Annotated in this window: 23 protein-coding genes; 15 read left to right on the top strand and 8 right to left on the bottom strand. The window is 63.9% G+C overall.

Annotated elements, in window-relative coordinates:
- Positions 1–68: 68 nt before the first annotated feature.
- The 6 genes from bchJ to VRZ08_RS22240 all read left to right on the top strand — a co-directional run bounded on the left by bchJ (position 69) and on the right by VRZ08_RS22240 (position 4,901).
- Positions 69–599, top strand: coding sequence for a bacteriochlorophyll 4-vinyl reductase (gene bchJ / locus VRZ08_RS22265; RefSeq protein WP_414533937.1), 531 nt, complete (start codon positions 69–71; stop codon positions 597–599).
- Positions 600–627: 28 nt separating this feature from the next.
- Positions 628–1,977 (top strand): oxygen-independent coproporphyrinogen III oxidase, encoded by a 1,350-nt coding sequence (gene hemN, locus VRZ08_RS22260; RefSeq protein WP_264076038.1) that lies wholly within the window; start codon positions 628–630, stop codon positions 1,975–1,977.
- 255 nt (positions 1,978–2,232) lie between these two features.
- Positions 2,233–2,535 carry a preprotein translocase subunit YajC gene (locus VRZ08_RS22255; protein ID WP_107354848.1) on the top strand — a complete coding sequence of 101 codons (303 nt, stop codon included), beginning with the start codon at positions 2,233–2,235 and terminating at the stop codon, positions 2,533–2,535.
- Between the two features lie 155 nt (positions 2,536–2,690).
- Positions 2,691–3,233, top strand: coding sequence for a VOC family protein (locus VRZ08_RS22250; RefSeq protein ID WP_414533936.1), 543 nt, complete (start codon positions 2,691–2,693; stop codon positions 3,231–3,233).
- A gap of 26 nt (positions 3,234–3,259) precedes the next feature.
- Positions 3,260–4,111, top strand: coding sequence for a 3,4-dihydroxyphenylacetate 2,3-dioxygenase (gene hpaD / locus VRZ08_RS22245; RefSeq protein WP_264076036.1), 852 nt, complete (start codon positions 3,260–3,262; stop codon positions 4,109–4,111).
- A 106-nt stretch (positions 4,112–4,217) separates the two neighbouring features.
- Positions 4,218–4,901: a hypothetical protein gene (locus VRZ08_RS22240; protein WP_414533935.1), complete on the top strand. Its 684-nt coding sequence runs from the start codon at positions 4,218–4,220 to the stop codon at positions 4,899–4,901.
- A 30-nt stretch (positions 4,902–4,931) separates the two neighbouring features.
- Here the strand turns inward: VRZ08_RS22240 and VRZ08_RS22235 are convergent, their stop codons facing one another.
- Positions 4,932–5,207 carry a metal-sensitive transcriptional regulator gene (locus tag VRZ08_RS22235; RefSeq protein WP_414533934.1) on the bottom strand — a complete coding sequence of 92 codons (276 nt, stop codon included), beginning with the start codon at positions 5,205–5,207 and terminating at the stop codon, positions 4,932–4,934.
- Between the two features lie 51 nt (positions 5,208–5,258).
- Here VRZ08_RS22235 and VRZ08_RS22230 point away from each other — a divergent pair, with 51 nt between their 5' ends.
- Both VRZ08_RS22230 and VRZ08_RS22225 read left to right on the top strand, forming a co-directional pair.
- Complete coding sequence (locus tag VRZ08_RS22230; protein ID WP_414533933.1) at positions 5,259–8,171, top strand: heavy metal translocating P-type ATPase; 2,913 nt, start codon at positions 5,259–5,261, stop codon at positions 8,169–8,171.
- Positions 8,172–8,312: 141 nt separating this feature from the next.
- The gene (locus VRZ08_RS22225) at positions 8,313–8,903 is read left to right on the top strand and encodes a hemerythrin domain-containing protein (protein ID WP_107354844.1); all 591 of its coding nucleotides are present in this window, start codon (positions 8,313–8,315) and stop codon (positions 8,901–8,903) included.
- A gap of 66 nt (positions 8,904–8,969) precedes the next feature.
- Here VRZ08_RS22225 and queD read toward each other — a convergent pair whose 3' ends face one another.
- Positions 8,970–9,332 carry a 6-carboxytetrahydropterin synthase QueD gene (gene queD / locus VRZ08_RS22220; RefSeq protein ID WP_011157217.1) on the bottom strand — a complete coding sequence of 121 codons (363 nt, stop codon included), beginning with the start codon at positions 9,330–9,332 and terminating at the stop codon, positions 8,970–8,972.
- Positions 9,333–9,539: 207 nt separating this feature from the next.
- Positions 9,540–9,728, bottom strand: a complete 189-nt coding sequence (locus VRZ08_RS22215) for a histone (RefSeq protein ID WP_107343646.1) — start codon at positions 9,726–9,728, stop codon at positions 9,540–9,542.
- Positions 9,729–9,745: 17 nt separating this feature from the next.
- Here VRZ08_RS22215 and VRZ08_RS22210 point away from each other — a divergent pair, with 17 nt between their 5' ends.
- Positions 9,746–10,039, top strand: coding sequence for a hypothetical protein (locus tag VRZ08_RS22210; RefSeq protein ID WP_264054855.1), 294 nt, complete (start codon positions 9,746–9,748; stop codon positions 10,037–10,039).
- A gap of 61 nt (positions 10,040–10,100) precedes the next feature.
- Positions 10,101–11,315: a GGDEF domain-containing protein gene (locus VRZ08_RS22205; RefSeq protein WP_414533932.1), complete on the top strand. Its 1,215-nt coding sequence runs from the start codon at positions 10,101–10,103 to the stop codon at positions 11,313–11,315.
- Positions 11,316–11,344: 29 nt separating this feature from the next.
- Here VRZ08_RS22205 and VRZ08_RS22200 read toward each other — a convergent pair whose 3' ends face one another.
- Positions 11,345–12,040, bottom strand: coding sequence for a sulfite exporter TauE/SafE family protein (locus VRZ08_RS22200; RefSeq protein WP_414533931.1), 696 nt, complete (start codon positions 12,038–12,040; stop codon positions 11,345–11,347).
- A 102-nt stretch (positions 12,041–12,142) separates the two neighbouring features.
- On the opposite strand from VRZ08_RS22200, the gene VRZ08_RS22195 reads away from it, so the two are divergent.
- From VRZ08_RS22195 to VRZ08_RS22185, 3 genes are all read left to right on the top strand, one after another.
- On the top strand, positions 12,143–13,351 hold the full coding sequence (locus VRZ08_RS22195) for an ABC transporter substrate-binding protein (RefSeq protein WP_414533930.1): 1,209 nt from the start codon (positions 12,143–12,145) through the stop codon (positions 13,349–13,351).
- Between the two features lie 203 nt (positions 13,352–13,554).
- A complete protein-coding gene (locus VRZ08_RS22190) occupies positions 13,555–14,568 on the top strand; it encodes an aldo/keto reductase (protein WP_414533929.1) in 1,014 nt (337 codons plus the stop codon).
- Between the two features lie 133 nt (positions 14,569–14,701).
- The gene (locus tag VRZ08_RS22185; RefSeq protein WP_414533928.1) at positions 14,702–15,100 is read left to right on the top strand and encodes a translational machinery protein; all 399 of its coding nucleotides are present in this window, start codon (positions 14,702–14,704) and stop codon (positions 15,098–15,100) included.
- 66 nt (positions 15,101–15,166) lie between these two features.
- On the opposite strand, the gene VRZ08_RS22180 is transcribed toward VRZ08_RS22185, so the two are convergent.
- The 3 genes from VRZ08_RS22180 to VRZ08_RS22170 form a co-directional block, all read right to left on the bottom strand.
- Positions 15,167–15,553: a protein rhiC gene (locus VRZ08_RS22180; protein WP_414533927.1), complete on the bottom strand. Its 387-nt coding sequence runs from the start codon at positions 15,551–15,553 to the stop codon at positions 15,167–15,169.
- A 93-nt stretch (positions 15,554–15,646) separates the two neighbouring features.
- Positions 15,647–17,533: a tyrosyl-tRNA deacylase gene (locus tag VRZ08_RS22175; RefSeq protein WP_414533926.1), complete on the bottom strand. Its 1,887-nt coding sequence runs from the start codon at positions 17,531–17,533 to the stop codon at positions 15,647–15,649.
- Positions 17,534–17,576: 43 nt separating this feature from the next.
- Positions 17,577–18,542 carry a hypothetical protein gene (locus VRZ08_RS22170; protein WP_414533925.1) on the bottom strand — a complete coding sequence of 322 codons (966 nt, stop codon included), beginning with the start codon at positions 18,540–18,542 and terminating at the stop codon, positions 17,577–17,579.
- Between the two features lie 58 nt (positions 18,543–18,600).
- Here VRZ08_RS22170 and VRZ08_RS22165 point away from each other — a divergent pair, with 58 nt between their 5' ends.
- Positions 18,601–19,578: a hypothetical protein gene (locus tag VRZ08_RS22165; protein ID WP_414533924.1), complete on the top strand. Its 978-nt coding sequence runs from the start codon at positions 18,601–18,603 to the stop codon at positions 19,576–19,578.
- 166 nt (positions 19,579–19,744) lie between these two features.
- Here the strand turns inward: VRZ08_RS22165 and VRZ08_RS22160 are convergent, their stop codons facing one another.
- A complete protein-coding gene (locus tag VRZ08_RS22160) occupies positions 19,745–20,566 on the bottom strand; it encodes a flagellar hook basal-body protein (protein WP_414533923.1) in 822 nt (273 codons plus the stop codon).
- Between the two features lie 603 nt (positions 20,567–21,169).
- On the opposite strand from VRZ08_RS22160, the gene VRZ08_RS22155 reads away from it, so the two are divergent.
- On the top strand, positions 21,170–22,387 hold the full coding sequence (locus VRZ08_RS22155) for an ABC transporter substrate-binding protein (protein ID WP_263991121.1): 1,218 nt from the start codon (positions 21,170–21,172) through the stop codon (positions 22,385–22,387).
- The last annotated feature ends 35 nt before the right edge of the window (positions 22,388–22,422 follow it).

Below are 22,422 nucleotides of genomic sequence, written 5' to 3'. Positions count from 1 at the left end.
CGCGGCCGGCTATGTTTTTGTAGCCGGGGGGGGCGCGGCCCCCCGGCCCCCCCCCACCGCCGTCCGCGATGGTCGATGAACGCCCCGTGGCAGCAATCCATCAGGCGGTGCGCCGCGTGCTGCCGCAGCAGCAGGCCGCGGAGGTTCTCGCCGACGCGGGATTGCGCACCGGCGATTACATTCTGGCCAACCGGATTCCGAAGCTCGCGCAGGCGGTGCTGAAGATCATGCCGGCCTCGATCGCAGCCAAGATGCTGACGAAAGCGATCACCGCGCACGCCTGGACCTTCGCGGGTTCCGGCAAATTCTCCGCGCACGCCGGCAAGACCGTGACGTTCGAAATCGCCGCCAATCCGTTGTGCGCTGGCGAACACGCCGATCACAATGTCTGCGTCTGGCACGCCTCCGTATTTCAACGGCTATTCCAGTCGCTGGTGTCGCCCTATACACGAGTGACCGAGACGGCGTGCGGAGCACATGGCGACAATTGCTGTCGCTTCGTGGCGGATTGGACCTCGATCCCCGACGCCGCCAACATTTACGCCAGCAGGCGATCAGAGCCGATCGCAGGCCAATCAGAAACCCTTTCCGCGCGTTGATCCGCGGGCGATCAGAGAGATCACGACGATGTCGTCTGCCCTCGACAAATACGCCAAGAGCTCGGTGCCGCGCTACACCAGCTATCCCACCGCGCCGCATTTCGCGAAGGACTTCCCGGAGTCGATCTATCGCGGCTGGCTCGCTCAGCTCGATACCGACGAACCGGTCTCGCTGTATCTGCACGTACCGTTCTGCAAGCAGATGTGCTGGTACTGCGGTTGCAACATGAAGCTTGCGGCGAAGTACGACCCGGTCGCCGACTACGTCGAACACCTGATCGACGAAATCGATCTGGTCGCCGACGCCCTGCCCGGCACGATGCCGGTGCGCCATCTGCATTTTGGCGGCGGCACGCCGACGGTGATCGATCCGCAGGATCTCGGCGCGCTGATGACGCTGCTGCGCGAGCGCTTCGAATTCCTGCCGGACGCTGAGATCGCGATCGAGAGCGATCCCCGTACGCTGACCGAAGACATGGCCGCCAAGATCGGCGAGCTCGGCTTCACCCGCGCCAGCTTCGGCGTGCAGGAATTCGACCCGAAGGTGCAGGAAGCGATCAACCGCGTCCAGCCGCCGGAAATGGTCGCGCGCGCGATGCAGCTGTTCAAATCCGCCGGCGTCAATCGCATCAATTTCGACCTGATCTACGGCCTGCCCTATCAGACCGCCGAAGACCTGCGCCGCACCGTCGAACAGTGCGTCGAGATGAAGCCCGACCGGGTCGCGCTGTTCGGCTACGCCCACGTGCCGTGGGTCGCCAAGAACCAGCGAATGATCCCGGACGAGTCGCTGCCGAAGCCGGAGCTGCGCGCGACCCAGGCGGACACCGCTGCGGAAGCGCTGGTCAAGGGCGGCTACGTCCGCATCGGCATCGACCACTTCGCTCTGCCGGGCGACTCGCTGGCGGTCGCCGCGAAGACCGGCGAGCTGCACCGCAACTTCCAGGGCTACACTGCCGATGCGGCGCAAACCCTGATCGGGCTCGGCGCCACCTCGATCGGTCGCACCCCGAGTGGCTACGTGCAGAACATCAGCGAGACCGGCGCCTGGGCGCGCGCGGTCGAGGCCGGCAAGATTCCGGTGGCGCGTGGTCACGCCCTGACCCAGCAGGACAATCTGCGCGCCCACGTGATCGAACGCATCATGTGCGACGGCAAGGTCGATCTGGCCGCCGCCGGCAAGGCGTTCGGCTGTGCCGATGACTGGTACGCGCCGGAGCAGGAGTCGCTCGCCGAACTGCAGCGCGACGGCGCCGTGGTGTGCAATGGCAGCAAGGTGACGCTGACGCCGGAAGGCGTCCGGCTATCGCGCGTGGTGGCGTCGGTGTTCGACACCTACCTGCGCAACTCGTCGGTCCGGCACTCGATCGCGGTCTGACCGACCTTACAGTTTTACCAAACACGAAAACGCGCGCTTCGGCGCGCGTTTGTCGTTTTGATGCAGCTCAATTGCAATTTCGCAGTTGGGTGGATTATTACCGCCGACGGTAATTCTAGCAGTCATCAGTATCCTTACGGAGCTGCATCTTTAACGGAAAATACCACATCTAGCAGCCTAATCGCCGCGTGGTTCTTCCCGTGCGGGTCGGCAACGTCGCAGCCCTCCACGATCGAACCAATCGAGGTACGTGCAATGGCCCACAAACTCAAAGTCACCGACGACATGGTTGCCAAGGCCGCCGCCGCATTCCGCGCCGCCAACGGCAACGAATTGTTCTGCCTCCGTGCCGCGTTGGAAGCCGCACTCGCCAACGAAACGTTCTCGGTCGGCGATGAAGTCACGACCCAGGGCGGCGCCACCGGCATCATCCTGTCGATCAATGGTGACGAAGCGCAGATCTCGTGGTCGTGCCGGGGCAAGACCACCACCAAGCTCTCGGAGCTCGAGCATATTGAGCACGCCGAGTCGGTGCTGGCGGATAACCGCGCGGCCTAATCCCTCCTGACTGCCTCGCGCCGGCCCCTGCCGACGCCAAGCTCGCCGGCCGGCGGCTGTTACGCCGGCGGCTGGATCGTTGATCCACGTCAACCTCCCGACAGGCTGGTTTGATCCAATGCGGATCAAATGCACAAAACAATCGGGAGGACATCATGCAAATCCAGCAGATCCATCACGTCGCCTATCGCTGCAAGGACGCCAAGGAAACCGTCGCGTTCTACGGGCGGGTGATGGGAATGGAGCTGATCGGCGCGATCGCCGAGGACAAGGTGCCGTCGACCAAGGCGCCCGATCCCTACATGCACATCTTCCTCGATGCCGGCGCCGGCAACATCCTGGCGTTCTTCGAGCTGCCGAACTCGCCGCCGATGGGCCGCGACCCCAATACGCCGGACTGGGTGCAGCACATCGCGTTTCAGGTCGACGACATCGACACGCTGCTAGCAGCGAAGCAGCGCGCCGAAGCCGAAGGGCTCGAGGTCGTCGGTCCGACCGATCACACCATCTTCAAGTCGATCTACTTCCGTGACCCCAGCGGCCACAGGCTCGAAGTCGCGACCTGGACCGCGACGCCGGAACAGCTCTCCCGGATGAAGAGCGTCGCCCATGCGATGGTCGACGAATGGGCTGTGACCAAGAAGCCGCCGCGCCACACCGCGTGGCTGCACCAGAGAGAATTCGCCGACGCCGAATAGCACCAGCACGACTCGGGAGTTGCAAGATGGGCAAGCTGGTGCTCGCGGCAAAGGTCAGTCACGTCCCCTCACTGATGCTGTCGGAGGCCTCCGACAGTCCGCTGCGGCAGGCGCGCGCGGACGCCGTCGCGGCGCTTCGCGAACTCGGCCGCCGCGCAAGGGAACGCGAAGTCACAACCTTCGTGGTGTTCGACACGCATTGGCTGTCGAACTTCGGCTATCACATCAACGCCAATGTGCAGCACCGCGGCTCGTTCACCAGCCACGAGGCGCCGCACATGATCCAGGACCTGCGCTACGACCTGCCGGGCGATCCGGCGTTGGCGCAGGCGATCGCCGTCGAGGCACAGAGCCGCGGACTGAAAGTCCTGGCGCATCAGGTGCCGACGCTCGGGCTCGAATACGGCACCATCGTGCCGATGCACTATCTCAATCCCGACGGCTGGGCGAAGGTCGTCTCGATCGCTTCGCCATTGTTCACCTCGATCGAGGAGAGTCGCGCGCTCGGTGAAGCGACCCGCGGCGCAATCGATGCCTCCGACGAACGCGTTGCGATCCTTGCTTCGGGCTCGCTGTCGCACCGGCTATGGCCGAACAAGGATCTCGGCCCCGATGCCTGGACCACCATCGCCAGTGAGTTCAACCGTCAGGTCGACCTGCGGGTGCTGCAGCTCTGGCAGGAGCGGCGTTACCGAGAATTCACCGCGATGCTCCCGGACTACGCGATCAAATGTAACGGCGAAGGCGGCATGGCCGATACCGTGATGCTGTTCGCGGCGCTCGGGTGGGACGATTACACCGGCGAAGCCGAGCCATTATGCGATTATTTCCCCTCCAGCGGCTCCGGCCAGGTCAATGTCGAATTTCATGTGAGTTAATTTGCACGTGTATTCCGCCCTCAGCACCGCCCCGGCGCCTTGACAAACCGCCTCGTCCCCGGCGGAATCCGGAATAATGCGCCGCTACCCAAGCCGCGGGACAGGCATGACCGGAGTGAGCCATCTCGGAGTGCTTCAGCTCGCGATCCTGATCGGGATCGCGGCACCGGCGACGCGTGCCCAGGCACAGTGGTGGCCGAACAAAGAGCCGGTCGATTACGAGGACTGCATCGCCAAGGGCGAGACCAAGGCGGCGACCCAGGACACCAAGGCGGCGCTGCAAACTCAGTGCGACGCCAAGTTCGCCGGCCGGCGCAAACCCGGCGGCGGCTACACCTATTTCGACTTCATGCAGAACCGCAGCTTCGATATCGCCGGCCCGAACCCGACGGCCGCCGAGCTGCGGAAGATCGACGAGGAGTACACCGCGTTCCTCGACGAACGCCGCCGCCAGATGATCGTGGCGGCGTTCACCGCCAAACAACAGCAGATCGCCGCCCTGCAACAACAGACGACGGCCACCGAGCCACCACCGCCACTGCCGAAGCCCCGCGTTGTTGCCGACAAGCCCCGTGCCGCTGCCGATAAGCCTCGTGTCGCGGGCGATAAGTCCCGCCCACGCGCTGAGAAGAAGCGGGCCGAGCGGAAACGCGGGGCGGAGACGCAGCGCTACGCCTGCGGCAGCAATGATCCGGTGTCCTGCGGTCTGACTCAGCTCTCAGCCGGCTTCAGCGCGGTGAAGACTTCGCTGTTCGGGACATCGACGACGACCACCGCGCAGCGTCGCTGAGCGCAGACCCCGCCGACTCACTCCTCCGGTTCAGCGGCCGGAGCGCTGGATCACGTCCATCAGTTCCGCGATCTTCTGGCGCTGATCGGCTTTGTCACCGGTGGCGATCGCGTGCTCGACGCAATGCGCGACGTGATCCTTCAGCACTTCCTCCTCCACCCGCCGCAACGCGGCGCGGACCGCTGAGATCTGGGTGACGATGTCGATGCAGTAGCGCCCCTCCTCCACCATCTTGGAGATGCCGCGCACCTGCCCCTCGATCCGCCCCAGCCGTTTTTGACACGACGCCTTGATGTCTTTGTGCATGCCGGATATATACCCCTACACGGTATGGGTTACAAGCGCCAGGGTGACGCAATGCGCGACGCGGAACATGCGGGGCACGACGCCTCTGTCAAGAACACGGGCTGCTGCGGTTCTGGAGGGGCGAATGCGCCCGCAACCTCGTCCTGCTGCGGAGGAACAGCGAGCGCTTCGGCGCCCGCCGCGACAACGGCGACCGATCCGGTCTGCGGCATGACGGTTGACACCGCGACCGCACAGCATCGCTTCGATCACGACGGCCAGACCTACTATTTCTGCTGCGGCGGCTGCCGCGACACCTTCGCGGCCGATCCGGCCGGCGTGCTGGCGAAGGCCGCCCAGCCCTTCACGCTGCCGCCGAAGGCAGCCCCGAAGCTGCATCAACTAACGGAGATTCCGGCGAAGTCCTCATGCTGCGGCGGTGGTGACCACGCGCATCATCACGCAGCGCCTGAAGCGAAAGCAATCGATCCGGTCTGCGGCATGACCGTCGACGTCGCGACCAGCAAGCACAGCTTCGAGCACGACGGCACCACCTATCACTTCTGCTGCGGCGGTTGCCGGACGAAGTTCGCGGCCGATCCGCAGCGTTATCTGGCCAAGGCGGCCAGCTCGTCCTGTTGCGGCGGTGCGCACGACCACGCCGACCATCATCACGGCGCCCCCGCTGACGACGGCAAGGTGATCGACCCGGTGTGCGGCATGAAGGTCGATCCCGCCACCAGCAAGCATCACTTTGCCTACAAGGGCACGACCTATCACTTCTGCCGCGAAGCCTGCCAAACCAAGTTCGCCGCCGACCCGGTGTCGTATCTGGACAAGAGCAAGGCCAAGCCGGCCGCCGATGTGCCGGAAGGCACCATCTACACCTGCCCGATGGATCCGCAGATCCGCCAGGTCGGCCCGGGCACCTGCCCGATCTGCGGCATGGCGCTCGAGCCGGAGCTGGTGTCACTCGATGACGCGCCAAACCCCGAGCTCGTCGACATGACGCGCCGGTTCTGGATCGGCCTCGTGCTGGCGTTGCCGGCTGTTGTGCTCGAGATGGGCGGTCATCTCGTCGGGGGCCATGGCCTGATCGATCCGGCGCTGTCGAACTGGATTCAGCTCGTCTCGGCGACGCCTGTCGTGCTGTGGGCCGGCTGGCCGTTCTTCGTGCGCGGCTGGCAGTCGGTGGTGACGCGCAACCTCAACATGTTCACCCTGGTCGCGATGGGCACCGGCGTCGCGTACATCTACAGCCTGGTGGCGACCGTCGCGCCGCAGCTATTCCCGCCCGCCTTCCGCGGCCATGGCGGCACCGTGCCGGTGTATTTCGAAGCCGCCGCCGTGATCACCGTGCTGGTCCTGCTCGGACAGGTGCTCGAACTGCGCGCACGTGAAGCCACCTCCGGCGCCATCAAGGCCTTGCTCGGGCTCGCGCCGAAGACCGCCCGCAAGATCGAGGCCGATGGCGGCGAGAACGAGGTCGAGATCGATAGTCTCAGCGTCGGCGACAGGCTGCGTGTGCGTCCCGGCGAAAAGGTGCCGGTCGACGGCACCATCATCGAGGGCCGCGGCACGCTGGATGAGTCGCTGGTGACCGGCGAGTCGATGCCGGTGAGCCGTGGGACCGGCGGCAAGGTGGTGGCGGGCACGCTGAACCAATCCGGCGGCTTCGTGATGCGCGCCGATCAGGTCGGCCGCGACACCATGCTGTCGCGCATCGTGCAGATGGTGGCGCAGGCCCAGCGCTCGCGCGCGCCGATCCAGCGCGTCGCCGATCTGGTCGCCGGCTGGTTCGTGCCGGCGGTGCTGCTCGCCGCCATCGTCGCCTTTGCGGCCTGGGCCACCTTTGGTCCGGAACCGCGACTGACCTTTGCACTGGTCGCCGCCGTCAGCGTGCTGATCATCGCCTGCCCGTGCGCGCTCGGCCTCGCGACCCCAATGTCGATCATGGTCGGCGTCGGCCGCGGCGCGCAGGCCGGTGTGCTGATCCGCAATGCCGAGGCGCTGGAGCGGATGGAGAACGTCGACACCCTGGTGATCGACAAGACCGGCACACTCACCGAGGGCCGGCCGAGCGTGGTGGCGATCGTGACCGCGGACGGAACGGATGAAGCCGAGCTCTTGCGGCTTGCCGCCAGCGTCGAGCGCGCCAGTGAGCATCCGCTCGCCGACGCTATCGTCCGCGCCGCCAAGCAGCGCAACCTCGATCTCGCCGACGTCACGGGTTTCGACGCCCCCACCGGTAAGGGTGCGACCGGCACGGTCGCAGGCCGGACGGTAGTGATCGGCAACCGGGCGTATCTCGCCTCGCTCGGTATCGACACAGCTTCGCTCGCGGCCAAGACCGAGCAACTGCGCGGCGACGGCGACACCGTGGTGCATGTCGCGATCGACGGCCGTCTCGCCGGCCTGTTCGCCATTGCCGACGCTGTGAAGCCCTCGACGCCTGAAGCCTTGAAGGCGCTCGCCGCCGACGGCATCAAGGTGATCATGCTGACCGGTGACAACCGCGTCACCGCGAACGCGGTCGCCCGCAAGCTCGGGATCGCCGACGTCGAAGCCGAGGTCCTGCCGGATCAGAAGAGCGCGGTTGTCGAGAAGCTGCGGCAGCAGGGCCGCATCGTTGCGATGGCCGGCGATGGCGTCAACGATGCCCCGGCGCTGGCGGCCGCCGATGTCGGCATCGCGATGGGAACCGGGACCGACGTGGCGATGGAAAGCGCCGGCGTTACCCTGCTCAAGGGCGATCTCGGCGGCATCGTTCGCGCCCGCAAACTATCGCAAGCGACAATGCGCAACATCCGGCAGAATCTGTTCTTTGCCTTCGTGTACAACTCCGCCGGCATTCCGATCGCGGCCGGCATTCTATACCCGAGTTTCGGCCTGCTGTTGTCGCCGATTATCGCCGCAGCCGCGATGTCGCTGTCATCGGTCAGCGTGATCGGCAACGCGCTCCGCCTGCGCCGCACCGCGTTGTAACAGCAGCGCGGTTGCGACTGGTAGCCGCGTGCGTCCAGTTGATCTAACGCAAGGATTGGCGATCGATTGGACGTATTTTGCGGTCGCGAAGGTTTGCCGCAAATCGCTGCGTATTTGCGGATAGCGACATCGAGGTCGGCCATGTCACGAATCATTGAATTGCTGAACGACGAGCACCGCAACATCGCGCGCCTGCTCGACGTGCTCGAACAAGAGCTCAGCGTCTTCGATCGCCGCGAGCGACCCGACTACGAAATCTTCCAGGCGATTATTCAGTACTTCAAGGAGTACCCGGAAGCCTGTCACCACCCGAAGGAAGACGTCGTCTATCGCATCCTGAAGGAGCGCAATCCCGCGGTCGCCGGTACGGTCGGTGACATCGAGAAAGAGCACGAGCTGGAAGTCGACCGCCTCGCAAACTTCGCCAAGGTGGTGGACGATGTGCTGGCCGATCAGGAATTGCCGCGTCAGACCTTCCACGCTGCGGCGCGCGACTTCATCGAGCACCAGCGCCGCCACATGCTGAAGGAAGAACAGCTGCTGTTCCCGGCCGCGCTCGAAACGCTGACTCCGGAAGACTGGGCGAAGATCGACGCGCGGATCGACGATCGCAAGGATCCGATGTTCGACGGCGAGACCGCGAGCAAATTCCAGAACCTGTATGCGACCATCCTGCGCTGGGAGCAGGAAACCGCAGCAGACCGCAACAAGACGGCGGCGGTGCGCGCCTGACCGGCGCCTCGGTCCTCGCCTCCCGCGGACCTATCTGGGTGGGCGGCCTCTGAGCCGCCCGTGACGTTAGTCGTCCTCGCCGGCGTAATCGGCCCAGCAATCCGAAGTTTCGTACACCCGCACGCCGCAAAGCTGCGGCAGCTCCGGCTTGGTGCGGCGCCAGATCCAGATCGCGATGTTCTCGGCGGTCGGATTTTCCAGCCCCTCGACCTCGTTGAGACAGTAATGGTCGAGCCGCTTCAACAGCGGCCCGAACGCGGCCTCGATCTCGAAAAAGTCCAGCACAAAGCCGGTCACCGGATTAATCGGCCCGCTGAGCTGCAGTTCGACCCGATAGGAATGCCCATGCATCCGCTTGCAGCGGTGGGTTTCCGGCACGTTGGGCAAATAATGGGCGGCTTCGAAGCGGAACGCTTGGGTGATCTTCATCGGTCTTGGGGGTTGGGGCGGCGGGGTGCCCGGAACGTCGGCGGGACCCTATAAGAGCGGCAGCCACATTTGAAGCCGGCTATGCCCCCAAAACTGCGGCCGGGCAAGTCCGCCAGCCGCAGGGCCGCTCTGCCTCGGACTGCCGCTCTGGCCGCCGATGCCGTTGGCGGCCGGCGGAGGCGCCCCGGCGGGGCGCCTCCGTGGCAGTTACTTCTTGGCCTTCTTGGCTTTCTTCGCCGTCTTGGCCTTCTTCACGGTCTTCTTGGTCGCCTTCTTCGTCGCTTTCTTGGCGGCCTTCTTCGTCGCCTTCTTCGTGACCTTCTTGGCGGCCTTCTTCACCGTCTTGGCCTTCTTGGCCTTGGCGACGGTCTTCGCCTTCTTGGCTTTCTTCGCCATCTCGTCCTCTCGAGCTGATGGATACTAACGCCACGCGAGACGGGACCGGGCTCGCCGATCTTGCAACCGCCTCCGTTTTGATCGGAACAGATTCGCTGCCGCTTCTATCGGCTGACGAAGATATTTCGCGTTGTTATCCACAATTGTTCGCTTATTTCGCGCAATTCGCATCGTTAATGGCGAGTGAACAGCCGCTGTCACGCAATGGTGCGGCGCCGTTCACCGTTTCAAAACCAACTCGTATTTTTGCGAAGCATGATCAGATTCCGTTAAACGCTCGCGGCGCACCCTCCGCTCAACTTTGGGAGTAGTCATGGGCAGGCGACAGATAACAATCGGAGGTTGGGTGGCCTCCATCGAGTGGAGGCACGCATGTTGAGCATGCCGACGCTCTGGATCGTCTTCCTGATCAATTTCGTTTCGCTGGGCCTGGTGTGGGTCCACGTCACTCGCAACTATCCGAACTTCACGCCCGCCCGTTACATGACGGCAGCCTGCTTCGTGCTCGCGACGGGCGCGGTCGTCGGCATGCTCCGCCTCGTGATCAATGTCGAACTCTCGCTGATCGGCGGCGGCACACTGGTGGTCTTCGCCTGCTGTTTGTCCGCGATGGGCATGTACGAGTTCTACGGCCGCCGCGTGCCGTGGACGATGGCGTTCATCGTCACCGGTGGAGTCGCGGCTGGGCTGAGCTTCTTCATCTTTGTCGTCGACTCAATGGCGATGCGGATCGTGGTGTACTCGATGGCACAGCTGATCCCGACTGCCCTAACGCTGCCGCTGGTCATTTCCAAGGTGGGGCGGCGCAACCCGGGCGCACGGATGGCGGGCGTGATCGCCAGCCTGATCGTAACGGTCTATGTGGTGCGCTCGATCGCGGCGATGATGGGCGTCGGCGGCGAACTCTCGCTGGTTCACTTCAACGACTTCCAGGCCGGACTGGTGCTGGCCCTGGTATTCCTGTCGATGACATGGAATTTCGCCTTCCTACTGATGGCGATCGACCGGCTGCGCTCGGAAGTTGAAAATCTGGCACTGCTCGACGACCTCACCGGCGTCTCCAACCGCCGGCATCTGCTGCAGCGGATGTCGGAGCAGTGCACGATCTCGATGAGCACCGGCGAGCCGTTCGCCGTGCTGGCGATCGACCTCGACGGCTTCAAGGCGATCAACGACGGTCATGGCCACGCGGCCGGCGACGAATGCCTGCGTCGGTTCTCGCGGGCCGCGCAGTCGCGGCTGCGCCCCGGCGATCTGCTGGCCCGTGCCGGCGGCGACGAGTTCTGCGTGGTGATGCCGGGGACGACGCTGCGCGAAGGCGCGATGATCGCCCGCTACATCCTGGACGAGAGCCGCGCCGTGTCGGAGCGCGGCGAGGCTGGGATCAAGATCGCCGCATCGATCGGTGTCGCGCAGTGGACCTCGCAGATTGGCCTGCATCCCGAGCGGCTGATCGCGGCGGCGGATGTCGCGCTGTACAATGCCAAGAAGCTCGGCAAGGATCGCTACGCGGTGTACGAGCCTGCGCCGGAGCCACCGCCCGAGACCCATCTCCCCCCAGCTGAGACGCTGCGCAAGATCGCCTGACATGGCGCCGCCTTGGCGCTTTGGTGGTTCTAAGCGAGCAGCGTCGCGCGGATGGTGGATAGTCCGATCGCGATGGTGAGAATACCGACCGCGCCCTGGAGCAGGCGGTTAGCGGTCGTCAGCGAGCGCGCCGAGATCACCACCGGCACCGCGATCACCGCCGACAGCGCAGCCATCCCGACCATCGAGCCCAGCCCGAACAGCGCAACGTAAAGCAGCCCCTGTGCCGGGCTCGGCGCTTGCGACACCGCCAGCACCAACAGCGCCGCCGAACCGGCCATGCCGTGCATCAGGCCGACCAGCAGCGTCCGCCAGCGAAAGCCGTGCTCATGCCGATGTGCACTGGGCGCGTCATGGCTGAGCCGGTCGGCGTGGCTGTGCAGATGGAGGTGGCGGACACCATCGCCGTGCTGATGGACATGAACATGGACGCGGTCGCGCCACAGCCGCCACAGCAGATGCCCGCCGAGCGCCACCAGCATGAAGCCGACCGCGCCTTCCAGCGGCTCGGCGATCCGCTCGGGGATCGATTGGCCGATTACCAGCGCAATGCCTGCGAACAGGAACAGCGTCAGCGTGTGGCCGAGGCCCCAGGTCAATCCGTGCTTGACGATATCGCCGGCGCCGCTGCGCCGCGCTGCGATCGTAGACACCGCGGCGATGTGATCGACCTCGAGCGCATGCTGCATCCCGAGCAGAAACCCCAACCCCAGTATTGCGAACATCGGCCCCTGGTCGTCGCGCCGCCGGTAAATTGCGGTGGCGGCAGAATGGTGTAAGTTTCTTAATCACAACACGGCCGCAGAGCCGGAACAAGGGAGAAACGAATGATCGCCAGATCGATCGCGGCGGCGATGATGACGGCTGCGCTGCTGTCATCGTCCATCGCCCGCGCGCAAGTCTCCGACGACGTCGTCAAGCTCGGCGTCCTCACCGACATGAACGGCCCTGCCTCGACGCCCACCGGCCAGGGCTCTGTCACAGCAGCCCAAATGGCGGTGGACGATTTCGGCGGCACCGTGCTCGGCAAGCCGATCCAGGTGATCGTCGGCGACCATCAGCTCAAACCGGACATCGGCGCCACGCTGGCGCGGCGCTGGTACGACGTCGAGCAGGTCGACCTGATCCTCGACGTGCCGGTCTCCGCCGTCGGCCTCGCCGTCCAGAACATCGCCAATGAGAAGAAGCGGTTGTTCATCACCCAATCGACCGGCGCGGCGGACTTCCACGGCAAGTTCTGCAGCCCCTACACGATGCAATGGGTGTTCGACACCCACGCGCTCGCCGTCGGCACCGCGCAGGAGGTGGTGAAGCGCGGCGGCGACACCTGGTTCTTCATCACCGACGACTACGCCTTCGGCCAATCGCTGGAGAAAGACGCCGCCGCGATGGTCACCAAAACGGGCGGCAAGGTGCTCGGCTCGGTGCGGCCGCCGTTTGCGACCTCGGACGTGTCGTCGTTCGTGCTGCAGGCGCAGGCCTCGAAAGCCAAGATCATCGGCATTGCGGCCGGCCCACCCAACAACGTCAACGAGATCAAGACCGGCGGCGAGTTCGGCATCTTCAAGGGCGGCCAGCAGATGGCGGCGCTGCTGGCGCTGATCACCGACGTGCATTCGCTGGGCCTGCCCACCGCGCAGGGACTGCTGCTGACGACGTCGTTCTATTGGGACATGGACGACAAGACCCGCGAATGGTCGAAGCGCTATTTCGCCAAGATGAACCGGATGCCGACGATGTGGCAGGCCGGCGTGTATTCGGCGACCATGCATTACCTGCAGGCGATCAAGGACGCCGGCACCGACGATCCCCTGAAGGTCGCGGCCAAGATGCGGGAGAAACCGGTCAACGACTTCTTTGCCCGCGGCGGCAAGCTGCGCGAGGATGGGCTGATGGTCCACGACCTGATGCTGGTGCAGGTGAAGACCCCGGAGGAATCGAAATATCCGTGGGACTATTACAAGATCCTGGCTCACATCCCCGGCGACGCTGCGTTCGGCCCACCCGATCCTGCCTGCCCGCTGGTGAAGAAGTAGCGGGCACTGACTTCGAAGGCAGCGAGAGTCTCGATGCCTCTCTCCGTCATTGCGAGCGAAGCGAAGCAATCCAGCCCAGTGCTCCGCGGTGGATTGCTTCGTCGCTTCGCTCCTCGCAATGACGGCCGCGGGCGGTTATGATCTGAAATGCGGCGGTCGCCGCCTGCATTGCCGCGTCTAAAATGATCTCGAAGGAAAGCCCCATGGACTATCGTTCGCTCGGCCGTAGCGGCCTGAAGGTTTCGCCGCTGTGCCTCGGCACGATGATGTTCGGCGGCGCCGCTGACGAACCGACCTCGGCGCGGATCATCGACAAGGCGCGCGACGCCGGGATCAATTTCATCGACACGGCCGACGTCTATTCGACCGGCGGCTCCGAACAGGTGGTCGGCCGCGCGATCGCGGCGCATCGGGAGCACTGGATCCTCGCCACCAAGGTCGCCAATCCGATGGGCGACGGCCCGAATCGCGCCGGGCTGTCGCGCCGCCGTGTGCTGCAGGCCGCCGACGACAGCTTAAAGCGCCTCGGCACCGACTGGATCGACATCTATTATCTGCACCGCGAAGACCATGCGACGCCGCTCGATGAAACGGTACGGGCAATCGGCGATCTGATCCGTGCCGGCAAGATCCGCTATTTCGGCGTATCGAATTATCGTGCCTGGCGCGTCGCCGAGATCTGCAACATCTGCGACCGCCTCGGCATCGACCGCCCCGTGGTCAGCCAGCCGTATTACAACGCCATGAACCGGATGCCGGAGGTCGAGCACATCCCGGCCTGCGGCTTCTACGGCCTCGGGATCGTCCCCTATTCGCCGCTGGCGCGCGGCGTCCTGACCGGCAAATACGCGCCCGACGCGCAGCCGGACAAAGACAGCCGCGCCGGCCGCGCCGACAAGCGGATGCTGCAGACCGAATGGCGGCCCGAGTCGCTGAAGCTGGCGCAGCAGATCCGCGCCCACGCCGAAGCCAAGTGCGCCACCGCCATCCAGTTTGCGGTCGGCTGGGTGCTGAACAACGCGCTGGTGACCTCGGTGATCGCCGGCCCGCGCACCGAACAGCAATGGGACGATTATGTCCGAGCGCTCGACTACCGCTTCACCGCCGAGGACGAGGCGCTGATCGACAGCCTGGTGGCGAGCGGCCATCCCTCCACGCCCGGCTACAACGACCCGGCCTACCCGATCGAGGGCCGCCGGATACGCCACGCCGGCTGACCGCCGGCCGCGCTTCGGGCCAAAGTTGCGGCCGATCAAGCCGAGACGCCGAGGCGGACCGTAATCTCGGCTTCGCCGTGCGGCCGCGATCGTTGTTGCCTGTGTGCCGCGCCAGAAGCCGGGAGACCGCCCTATGACCAGCCCCCATTTCCACGCCGTGATCTGGATCGACCATCGCGAAGCGCGGGTGTTTCACTTCAATCCGTCCGACGCCGACAAGCTCGTGGTGCACGCCGACAATCCGAACCGGCACGTCCACCATCACCGCGCGGTCGGCTCCGGCCAAGAGCCGGTCGACGAGCATTTCCTCCACGCCGCGATGGAAGCGATCGCCGACGCCGGCATCGTGTTGATCGTCGGCCCGGCGCAGACCAAGCACGCGCTGGAAAAATACATCGCCGATCACAACCCGGCCCTGAAAGCCAAGATCGCCGCGGTCGAAACCGTCGATCACCCCAGCGACGGCCAAATCGTCGCCCACGCCCGCAAGTATTTCAAAGCCGAAGACCGGACCACGCCGCAGGCGCGGTGAGTGAAATTCGCAAAGCGCGGCAGGTTGGCGATCCCCACAGGTCGACCGCCAACCTGCACTTGATGCTCAGCGCTGCACGGCAGCGCCGAACCTGCGTTGCGCATCCTTCGGCGTGATCGCCGACAGATCGCAGTGCTCGAGATTATCAGCGAGAGGCGCTGTGATCAGCCGCGCGCCACCGAGGTCCGCAGCCCTTACCTGGCAATACGCGTTAAACGTTGCCGGCAAGTGTGCCAGCACCTCCCTCAAGGTCCCCTCCTTCTTGCACTGGACACTGGCGCCGGTCATGCGCCCACTCTGATCGACCTCTTCGCGCGAGAAGTCGCAGGTTCGCGGTAGATCGCCGTTCACGCCGCGGACGACAATTCCCGTCTTGACCGGCGTCTGGGCCGCGGCGGCAGTCGCGATGACGGCCATGGTCGCTGCCAGCAACGCAATGCGGATATTGTTCATGGTGTCTCTCCATCTCGGTTCATGCTCGACGCGCGGGACCGGTGGCAGCGTGAGGCTCGCGCGTCCTGAACCTCACGCTGCACCCTCCGCGGATCAGGCGGTCTTGAGATCACCGCCGGTCGCGTCATCGCGCAGGATCTTGCGATAGTGTTCGAGGTCGACCAGGCGCGCCTGCGCTGCGGCCTGGCGGGCGTCGGCGATCTGCTTGAGCTGCACAGCGGCCTTTTGCAGATACGCTGCAAGCTGATCGCCGGTGATGTAATTGCCGCTGAGCTCGTTGAGCTTCTTGCGGCCGCCGGCAAAGCTCGCATTGAACGTCTCGGACACCAGCCATGCCGCGTGCCACTCACCGCTCTGGCAGATGAAGAATTCATCCGTCGAACGGACGAGAAGCTCGAGACGATTCTTACCGATCGTCGAGCTTGCGGCGACCCTGTCGATTAACTCGAGGCGACTGTTCGCTTCCTCGCCGACCTGCTCCATGAAGTCGGCGAACGATTTGAAGAAGAACGCGATCTCTTCGATGATTTCCTTCGTCCGCTTCAGAGCGCTAATGCTGATGTTGAGCGACTTGACGGCGAGCTGGATGGTTTCCTCCTGGGTGCGCTTGCCCTTCAGCAGTGCATTGATCTTGACCAGCTTGGCGGCCTGTTCTCGCCGCTCCTTTTCGTAGGCTTCTGCCTTGTCCAGCATCCGCATCTGGGCCTCGCGCAGCCCCGCCGCCTGATCCTTTTGCTCCTGCGACAACTCTCCGAGGCCCGACGCGAGCGCGCTCAGTGACGCCTGCAGACCGGACAGCGCGCCCAGCAGCGTCTGGTATTTCTTTTCGTCCGAGGCCAGCTCGGTCTTGGCCGTCGTCAGCCGCTCTTTCAGAGCTTTGACCTCCTGCCCATCGCCCGGTTGGGTGACAGTCTCTTTCGCCGGATCGGTCTCGGCGGGCTTCCCGTCGGCTTCCTGCGCCTTCTGCAGATCCTTGCGCAGCCCCTCGACCTTTTCTTTGCTTTCCGCGGTCTTCTTCTCGGCGAGGTCGAGCTCTTTCTTCTTCTCCGAGATCTCCGTCTTGGTCTTGATCACTTCGGCGGTGGCATCGGGCTTGGCCGGCTCGCTCGGCTTCGGCGCGGCCGCTCCCAGTGCGGCGCCGGCGATGAGCGACGTGCCGCCGGTCGCCGCGGCGCCGGCAATCATCGCGATCGGCGGAATCGCAGCCGACAGAACCTGAGCACCGATCTTGACGATCTGCATGATGAAGGCGCGCTGTTCGGCCGTGTTGGCGCGGCTCTCGTAGTCGCGCGCCTTGGCCTCGAACTTCCGCGCCTCCTCCTGAAGGTCCTTGACCAGCGAATCCACTTGATCGCGATCGGCCTGGGCTTCGGCAATCTCCTTCTGGATCACTTGTTGGTCCTTGAGTCGGCTGCCGAGCGCCTTCTCACTGTCCTGCGATGCAGCCGCAGTGTCGGCGATGATCTGGTCGTAGGTGGCGGCGACCGCCAGCAGCTTCACTTTGATCGCTGTGGCCTTCGCCTTGATGTCATTCGCCAACTCCCGCAGGTCTTTCTCGGCAAATGCTTTGATCGAATCGGCCGCCCCGGTTTCCTTGGCGTCGAGCCAATCGGGGAACGCTGCATTCAAGAGACTGACGACGTTGTCGGCTGTACGCATCGCGTCGCCCATCGTCCTCTCGCTGTCACCCTGCGCGACGATCAGCTTGTCCATGATCCCGGAGATCTTGACGCGGATGGCGCCTTCCTCCTGCGGGGTCGTGTTGTAGGCGATATACAGAAGGTCGATCGCGTTGTCGGTATCGACTCTGGCGCGGCTGACGTCGTAGGTCCCCTCGATCTTGTCGACATAGTCTTTGACCAGCGGACTGTTTCGGTCCGGGAGTGAGAGCGGCGTGACGGCGCGCATCTTTTTGACTTTCGATTCGATCGCACCGGCGATGCGAGCGGCACGACTTTCAAAGGCGACCGGATCGGGCATTTCAATCTCCTGACGAGGCGGGTGAATCGATCGTGAGGCAGCACTAGAAGCAGGCGGTGAGCTGGTATTGGGCGAGCGCCGCTTTCGAGCTGGCGAGCAGCGTGTTGGCGCCTTGCAGCGCCGTGACGACGCGCTTCGCCAAATCACGAACTCTCCGCGCGGTCCTGCCGCGGCCGTCCGCGGTGTCGACGGCTTTGGCTTCGTTCAAGGCATCGGCGAATTCGTCCAGCAGCTTTTTGTTGTCGAGGATGCTCGGCCTCAGAGCTGCGAGTGCTTTGTCGAGCGCGCTGATGGAGGCTTCGGCGGCCTTGATCTCCTTATTGGCCGTCGCCGCGGCAACATCGCTGGCGGCAAATGCAGCCTCGCTTTCGCGGTAGCGCGAAGCTGCCGCATCTCTGGCGGCGGCGGCATCCGCCAGTCGCCGCGACTCCTCCGCGACCAATTTTTCGGTCTCGGGAATCGCACCGATCAACTCAGCGGTCTTCAAGGCCGGGACGCACAGGAAGCCGAGGAAACCGAATTCGGCGGAGCATTTGCGCAGTGCCGCCTGTTTCGCCTCCTCAATCTGTTGAAGCTGGTGAAGCCGGTTTCTCGCTTCACCAAAACGCTGGTTTGCTTGATCGAATTCCGCCTTGTAGCTGTCGTACTCGGCCCTCTGGCGGATCAGCGTCGCCTCCACCTCATTCTTGCGCCGGACGAGTTCACCAAGGCGGAGTTGGTCCTGGTCCCGTTTGATGACCAGTTGCTGATCCTGCTGATCCAGGCAGCCCAGTCGCTTGGTCGCATCGGTCTGCGCTTCGCGCGCCTGCGCAAGCTTGGATTCGAAATCTGCGATTTGCTCTGCGGTCAGGGCTTCATCGGCCGCCCGCACCGGCACCTGTGAAAACCCGACTGCGATTGCCAGCGCCACGGAGCAGGTCAGCACCGCAGCTCCACGGCGAATACGCGCCCCAACGGTACGGCCTCGCAAACGGTCAGATGACATCTGTTTCAGTGCCGGCTCAGTCATAGGGCGGGATCCTTGTTTTGACGTGCAACGGCAGGGCCGCGCCGAGCGCGATCCGACGATGCCGTTGACACTGAAAGGGTGTGTGAGCGCGGCGGCCGAGGCGGCAGAGCCTTGGACGGCGAGCGCAGCTCCCCCGGGGGGCTCGATATGTCCTCTTGAGAAAAACAACTTACAGTTGTATTTCTTTCAGACCTCTCGCCCTGATGGGAGTGCAAATATTCAGTCCGAACGCGAAGCTCAGCAAAAGACACCCCGGTTGCCGACGGCGGCGCGTCTCTACGCGCGGCTGCTCCGTGCTCCAGAGCTCGATCTGGCGATCGAAGACTTGCACGCGCAGGAGATGTCACGTGCGGCGACCTACGGACTGCGCTGGCGCGTCTTATCCGATGCTGGGGGCTTTGCGGTCGCCCTGCTGATCGCGGCCCATTGCGGATCAGCGAGGGCCGCGGCGATCGCCGACGCCGCACAGTCGCTCGGCCTCGCCAGCCATTGCCGCGTTCATGCGACGATCCAAACCTTGATCCATCTGGGCGACGTGAGGGCCTGTGGAGATCCGCGCGACGGCAGGACACGACTGCTCGCGCCTAACAGTTGGCTCCTGGATTTCCTCGACGACTGGCTTCGCGGACTGCTCAATGCGCTGTTCGAATGCACCTCGATCACCGCCAATCACCACGCCGCACGAGCAGCGCTGGGCGAGGCTGTTCGCGCAGCTCCGGCAACCTTCCTCCGCCTGGGCCCGCTGGATTGGCTGGTCCATGCCGTCGGCGGCGAAGCCTGGTTGCTGAGTGTCTTGACGGAGGCTCGAGAGCACGCCTCCTGTGGGATCGTTTCGACACCGTCACTCAAATTGCTGGCGCGACAGACCAGCATCTCACGCGCGCACTATGCAGCCCTCCGGTCAAAAGCAGAACTTCGAGGCCTCCTCCTGCGCAGTCCCGCCACATCCGAGTTGCGTCTCACCCGACCGTTCCTTCTGCAGAGCCGAATGTACTTCGCGCGGCGGCTTGCGCTGATCGGCGCCGCCGTTTCGTGAACTAATGAGCGGTGCAAAGCTCAACCGACCCCATAGCACGAGCAAATGCCGAGAACTTGACCGGCCGTTATCACGATCGGCCGGTTGATCGCCGGTGATCGTCCGACGCGGCTGGGACGCCAGCGCCAGCAAACGGGCCTTAAGTCGGCCCCGCGTCGCCGCCAGATCAGATGGTGAGGCTGGTCATCGTCAGCATCATCTCGTTCGATGCGGTCACGACTCGTGTGCATGCCGAATAGGCCTGCTGCGCTTGAACCATCGTGGTCATCTGATCCGCAATGTCCACATTCGACGCCTCCAGCGCACTTCCCACCACCGTGCCGGAATTGACGTAAAGGGCCGGGCCGGATTGAGGCGTCGGCGAGAATGTTCCGCCGCTGCCCTGCTTCATAAAGCCTTCGCCGGCGAAGCTGGCTATCGAAAGCGAAGCAACGTCGACCGTCTGCCCCTTGGAATAGGTGCCTTGCAGCTTGCCGGATGAGCTGACCGACAGGCTCTGCAGAACGCCGAGATTTGGCACTTCCGTACTGGTATCGAACCGAAGCGGCGCCAGGCTGCCCACGGCGCCGGTGACGGGATCAATTTGCGACCCCATCAGGTAGTAACCCGCGCCGTTGACGAGATAGCCGTTCTTGAGATCGAAATCGCCGCGTCGCGTATAGGTGGTCTCGCTGGTACTGAACGTCGGCTGGCCGCCTCCGCTCACCCCCGACGGGGCCTCGACCGTGAAATACCCCTCCCCGCCGATCGCCATATGGGTACTCACCGGATCATAGCTGATCGATCCCTGCTGATTGTTGGTCAGGACTGAACGCCATAAGACGGTATCCGAGACCTGCGGCGGATAGATCAGGTCGGAGAACGCCGTATTGGTCGCCTTGAATGCAGTTGTCTGCGAATTGGCGACATTGCCCGAGATGTTCTCAAAAGCGGCGGACTGAGCCTGCAGGCCCGTGGTCGCCGTCCACAATGCACCAAGTGATCCCATAAGGAGCTCCCTGATCGGTGTCTGCGCGTCGATTTCCACGCAACCCAAAGAGCTCTGCAAGGCGCGCACCAGAACCGCACCTCAAGCAAATCAACAACATCGACAAGTGACCCCATTCTTCTACGGGGAAATTTCGTGCGACCGGTCGGAAAGTCTTTCCTCAAAAGCGACCGGATCTGCACGTCATAAGTAATTCACAACACATGGCTTATCGGAGCCGAACGGCCGAGATAGCTTGGCGCAAGCCCCCTGAATTAGCCGAACTTCAGTCTGCTCTCCGCATCCCGTAACTACCCGCCATTCGCGACAGAGAATTCAGATCGCGGACACGTAGGCGGCCGGCTTGGTGGCGGCAGTTCCCATGGAGCTATCAGCGCGAGCGAGACCAGCTTCCTTACTGGCACAAAATGGCCGCCCCCAAATTCCGCACAAAGCAATTCGATGAATCATTCCTCGCATCTTGATTGCATCGTCCTCCCAGAGTGCTCAGTCAGATGCGCTGATCGGTCCACGTGATCGGGATTGCGCGCTCCACCTGCGGGCGTCTAGTATCGCCGCCGTGACGATCGAACAGATCGCGCCAAGAAAATGGGATGGAAACAGATGAGACTCTTCGGACTTGCGGCCGTTGTCGCGGCGACGTCGTTGTTCGCACCCGGCGTTGCGCTTGCGCAGAAATCTTACGGCCCCGGCGCCAGTGACACCGAGATCAAGGTCGGGAATTTCGTGCCGTACAGCGGCCCGGCGTCGGCTTACGGCATCGTCGGCCAAGTCCAGAGCGCCTACGTCAAGATGCTGAACGAAAAGGGCGGCATCAACGGCCGCAAGATCAATTTCATTTCGTACGATGACGCCTACTCGCCGCCGAAGGCGGTGGAGCAGACCCGCAAGCTGGTCGAAGGCGACGAGGTGCTGTTCCTCTACCATACGCTGGGCACGCCATCGAACACGGCCGTCATGAAGTATCTGAACCAGAAGAAAGTGCCGCAGCTGATGCTGTCGAGCGGCGGCACCCGGTTCGGCGACGATCCGAAGACCTACCCCTGGACCATGCCGTTCAATCCGCCGTATCAGGCTGAGGGTCGTATCTACGCGAAGTGGATCATGGCGACCTATCCCAACGCCAAAATCGCCGTGCTGGTGGCCAACGACGATTACGGCAAGGACATCTATAAGGGCGTCAAGGACGGGTTCGGCGCCAAGACCTCGATGATCATCTCCGAGGCGACCTACGACATCACCGACCCGACGATCGATTCGCAGATGGCGAAGCTCAAAGCCTCGGGCGCCGACCTGTTCCTCAATCTCTCCACGCCGAAATTCGCCGCGCTGGCGATCCGGAAGATGGGCGAACTCGGCTGGAAGCCGGTGCACGTTCTGAACAACGTCTCGTCGTCGGTCGGTGCGGTGATCAAACCGGCCGGGATGGAATTTGCTCAGGATGCGATCACCGCGAGCTACGTCAAGGATCCGACCGATCCGACCTGGAAGGACGATCCGGGCGTGAAGGAGTGGGACGCCTTCCTCGAGAAATACATGCCGGGCTCCGATCGCTCCAACGGTCTGCTGCTGTATTCCTACGGCGCCGCGCAGACGCTGGAATACATCCTGAAGCAGGCCGGCGATAATCTGACGCGTGAGAACATCATGAAGGTCGCGACCAGCCTGAAGGGCTACGCGCCGTCCTCGCTGCTGCCCGGCATCACCATGAACACCTCGCCCACCGATCATTTCCCGATCGAGCAGATGCAGCTGATGCGCTTCAAGGGCGACCGCTGGGAGATGTTCGGCGACGTGCTCGAAGCCCGGGTCACGAACTAACTAAGACTGTAGCGATTGACGGATGCGCGGGCTCG

It is taken from the genome of Rhodopseudomonas sp. G2_2311 (genome assembly GCF_047501505.1).
Lineage (GTDB): Bacteria > Pseudomonadota > Alphaproteobacteria > Rhizobiales > Xanthobacteraceae > Rhodopseudomonas > Rhodopseudomonas palustris_H.
Note: the sequence above shows the minus strand (reverse complement) of the source record. Positions and strands in the feature narration are given on the sequence as shown.

Bases quoted from the DNA above. Each gene is read 5' to 3' on its own strand.
- VRZ08_RS22235 (WP_414533934.1), bottom strand. From the start codon at position 5,207: ATGCACAAAGACATCAAGGCGTCGTGTCAAAAACGGCTGGGGCGGATC.
- VRZ08_RS22250 (WP_414533936.1), top strand. From the start codon at position 2,691: ATGCAAATCCAGCAGATCCATCACGTCGCCTATCGCTGCAAGGACGCC.
- hemN (WP_264076038.1), top strand. From the start codon at position 628: ATGTCGTCTGCCCTCGACAAATACGCCAAGAGCTCGGTGCCGCGCTAC.
- VRZ08_RS22175 (WP_414533926.1), bottom strand. From the start codon at position 17,533: ATGCCCGATCCGGTCGCCTTTGAAAGTCGTGCCGCTCGCATCGCCGGT.
- VRZ08_RS22210 (WP_264054855.1), top strand. From the start codon at position 9,746: ATGGATACTAACGCCACGCGAGACGGGACCGGGCTCGCCGATCTTGCA.
- VRZ08_RS22160 (WP_414533923.1), bottom strand. From the start codon at position 20,566: ATGGGATCACTTGGTGCATTGTGGACGGCGACCACGGGCCTGCAGGCT.
- bchJ (WP_414533937.1), top strand. From the start codon at position 69: ATGGTCGATGAACGCCCCGTGGCAGCAATCCATCAGGCGGTGCGCCGC.
- VRZ08_RS22170 (WP_414533925.1), bottom strand. From the start codon at position 18,542: ATGACTGAGCCGGCACTGAAACAGATGTCATCTGACCGTTTGCGAGGC.
- hpaD (WP_264076036.1), top strand. From the start codon at position 3,260: ATGGGCAAGCTGGTGCTCGCGGCAAAGGTCAGTCACGTCCCCTCACTG.
- VRZ08_RS22190 (WP_414533929.1), top strand. From the start codon at position 13,555: ATGGACTATCGTTCGCTCGGCCGTAGCGGCCTGAAGGTTTCGCCGCTG.
- queD (WP_011157217.1), bottom strand. From the start codon at position 9,332: ATGAAGATCACCCAAGCGTTCCGCTTCGAAGCCGCCCATTATTTGCCC.
- VRZ08_RS22165 (WP_414533924.1), top strand. From the start codon at position 18,601: ATGCCGTTGACACTGAAAGGGTGTGTGAGCGCGGCGGCCGAGGCGGCA.
- VRZ08_RS22195 (WP_414533930.1), top strand. From the start codon at position 12,143: ATGATCGCCAGATCGATCGCGGCGGCGATGATGACGGCTGCGCTGCTG.
- VRZ08_RS22255 (WP_107354848.1), top strand. From the start codon at position 2,233: ATGGCCCACAAACTCAAAGTCACCGACGACATGGTTGCCAAGGCCGCC.
- VRZ08_RS22155 (WP_263991121.1), top strand. From the start codon at position 21,170: ATGAGACTCTTCGGACTTGCGGCCGTTGTCGCGGCGACGTCGTTGTTC.
- VRZ08_RS22200 (WP_414533931.1), bottom strand. From the start codon at position 12,040: ATGTTCGCAATACTGGGGTTGGGGTTTCTGCTCGGGATGCAGCATGCG.
- VRZ08_RS22185 (WP_414533928.1), top strand. From the start codon at position 14,702: ATGACCAGCCCCCATTTCCACGCCGTGATCTGGATCGACCATCGCGAA.
- VRZ08_RS22230 (WP_414533933.1), top strand. From the start codon at position 5,259: ATGCGCGACGCGGAACATGCGGGGCACGACGCCTCTGTCAAGAACACG.
- VRZ08_RS22180 (WP_414533927.1), bottom strand. From the start codon at position 15,553: ATGAACAATATCCGCATTGCGTTGCTGGCAGCGACCATGGCCGTCATC.
- VRZ08_RS22215 (WP_107343646.1), bottom strand. From the start codon at position 9,728: ATGGCGAAGAAAGCCAAGAAGGCGAAGACCGTCGCCAAGGCCAAGAAG.
- VRZ08_RS22205 (WP_414533932.1), top strand. From the start codon at position 10,101: ATGTTGAGCATGCCGACGCTCTGGATCGTCTTCCTGATCAATTTCGTT.
- VRZ08_RS22240 (WP_414533935.1), top strand. From the start codon at position 4,218: ATGACCGGAGTGAGCCATCTCGGAGTGCTTCAGCTCGCGATCCTGATC.
- VRZ08_RS22225 (WP_107354844.1), top strand. From the start codon at position 8,313: ATGTCACGAATCATTGAATTGCTGAACGACGAGCACCGCAACATCGCG.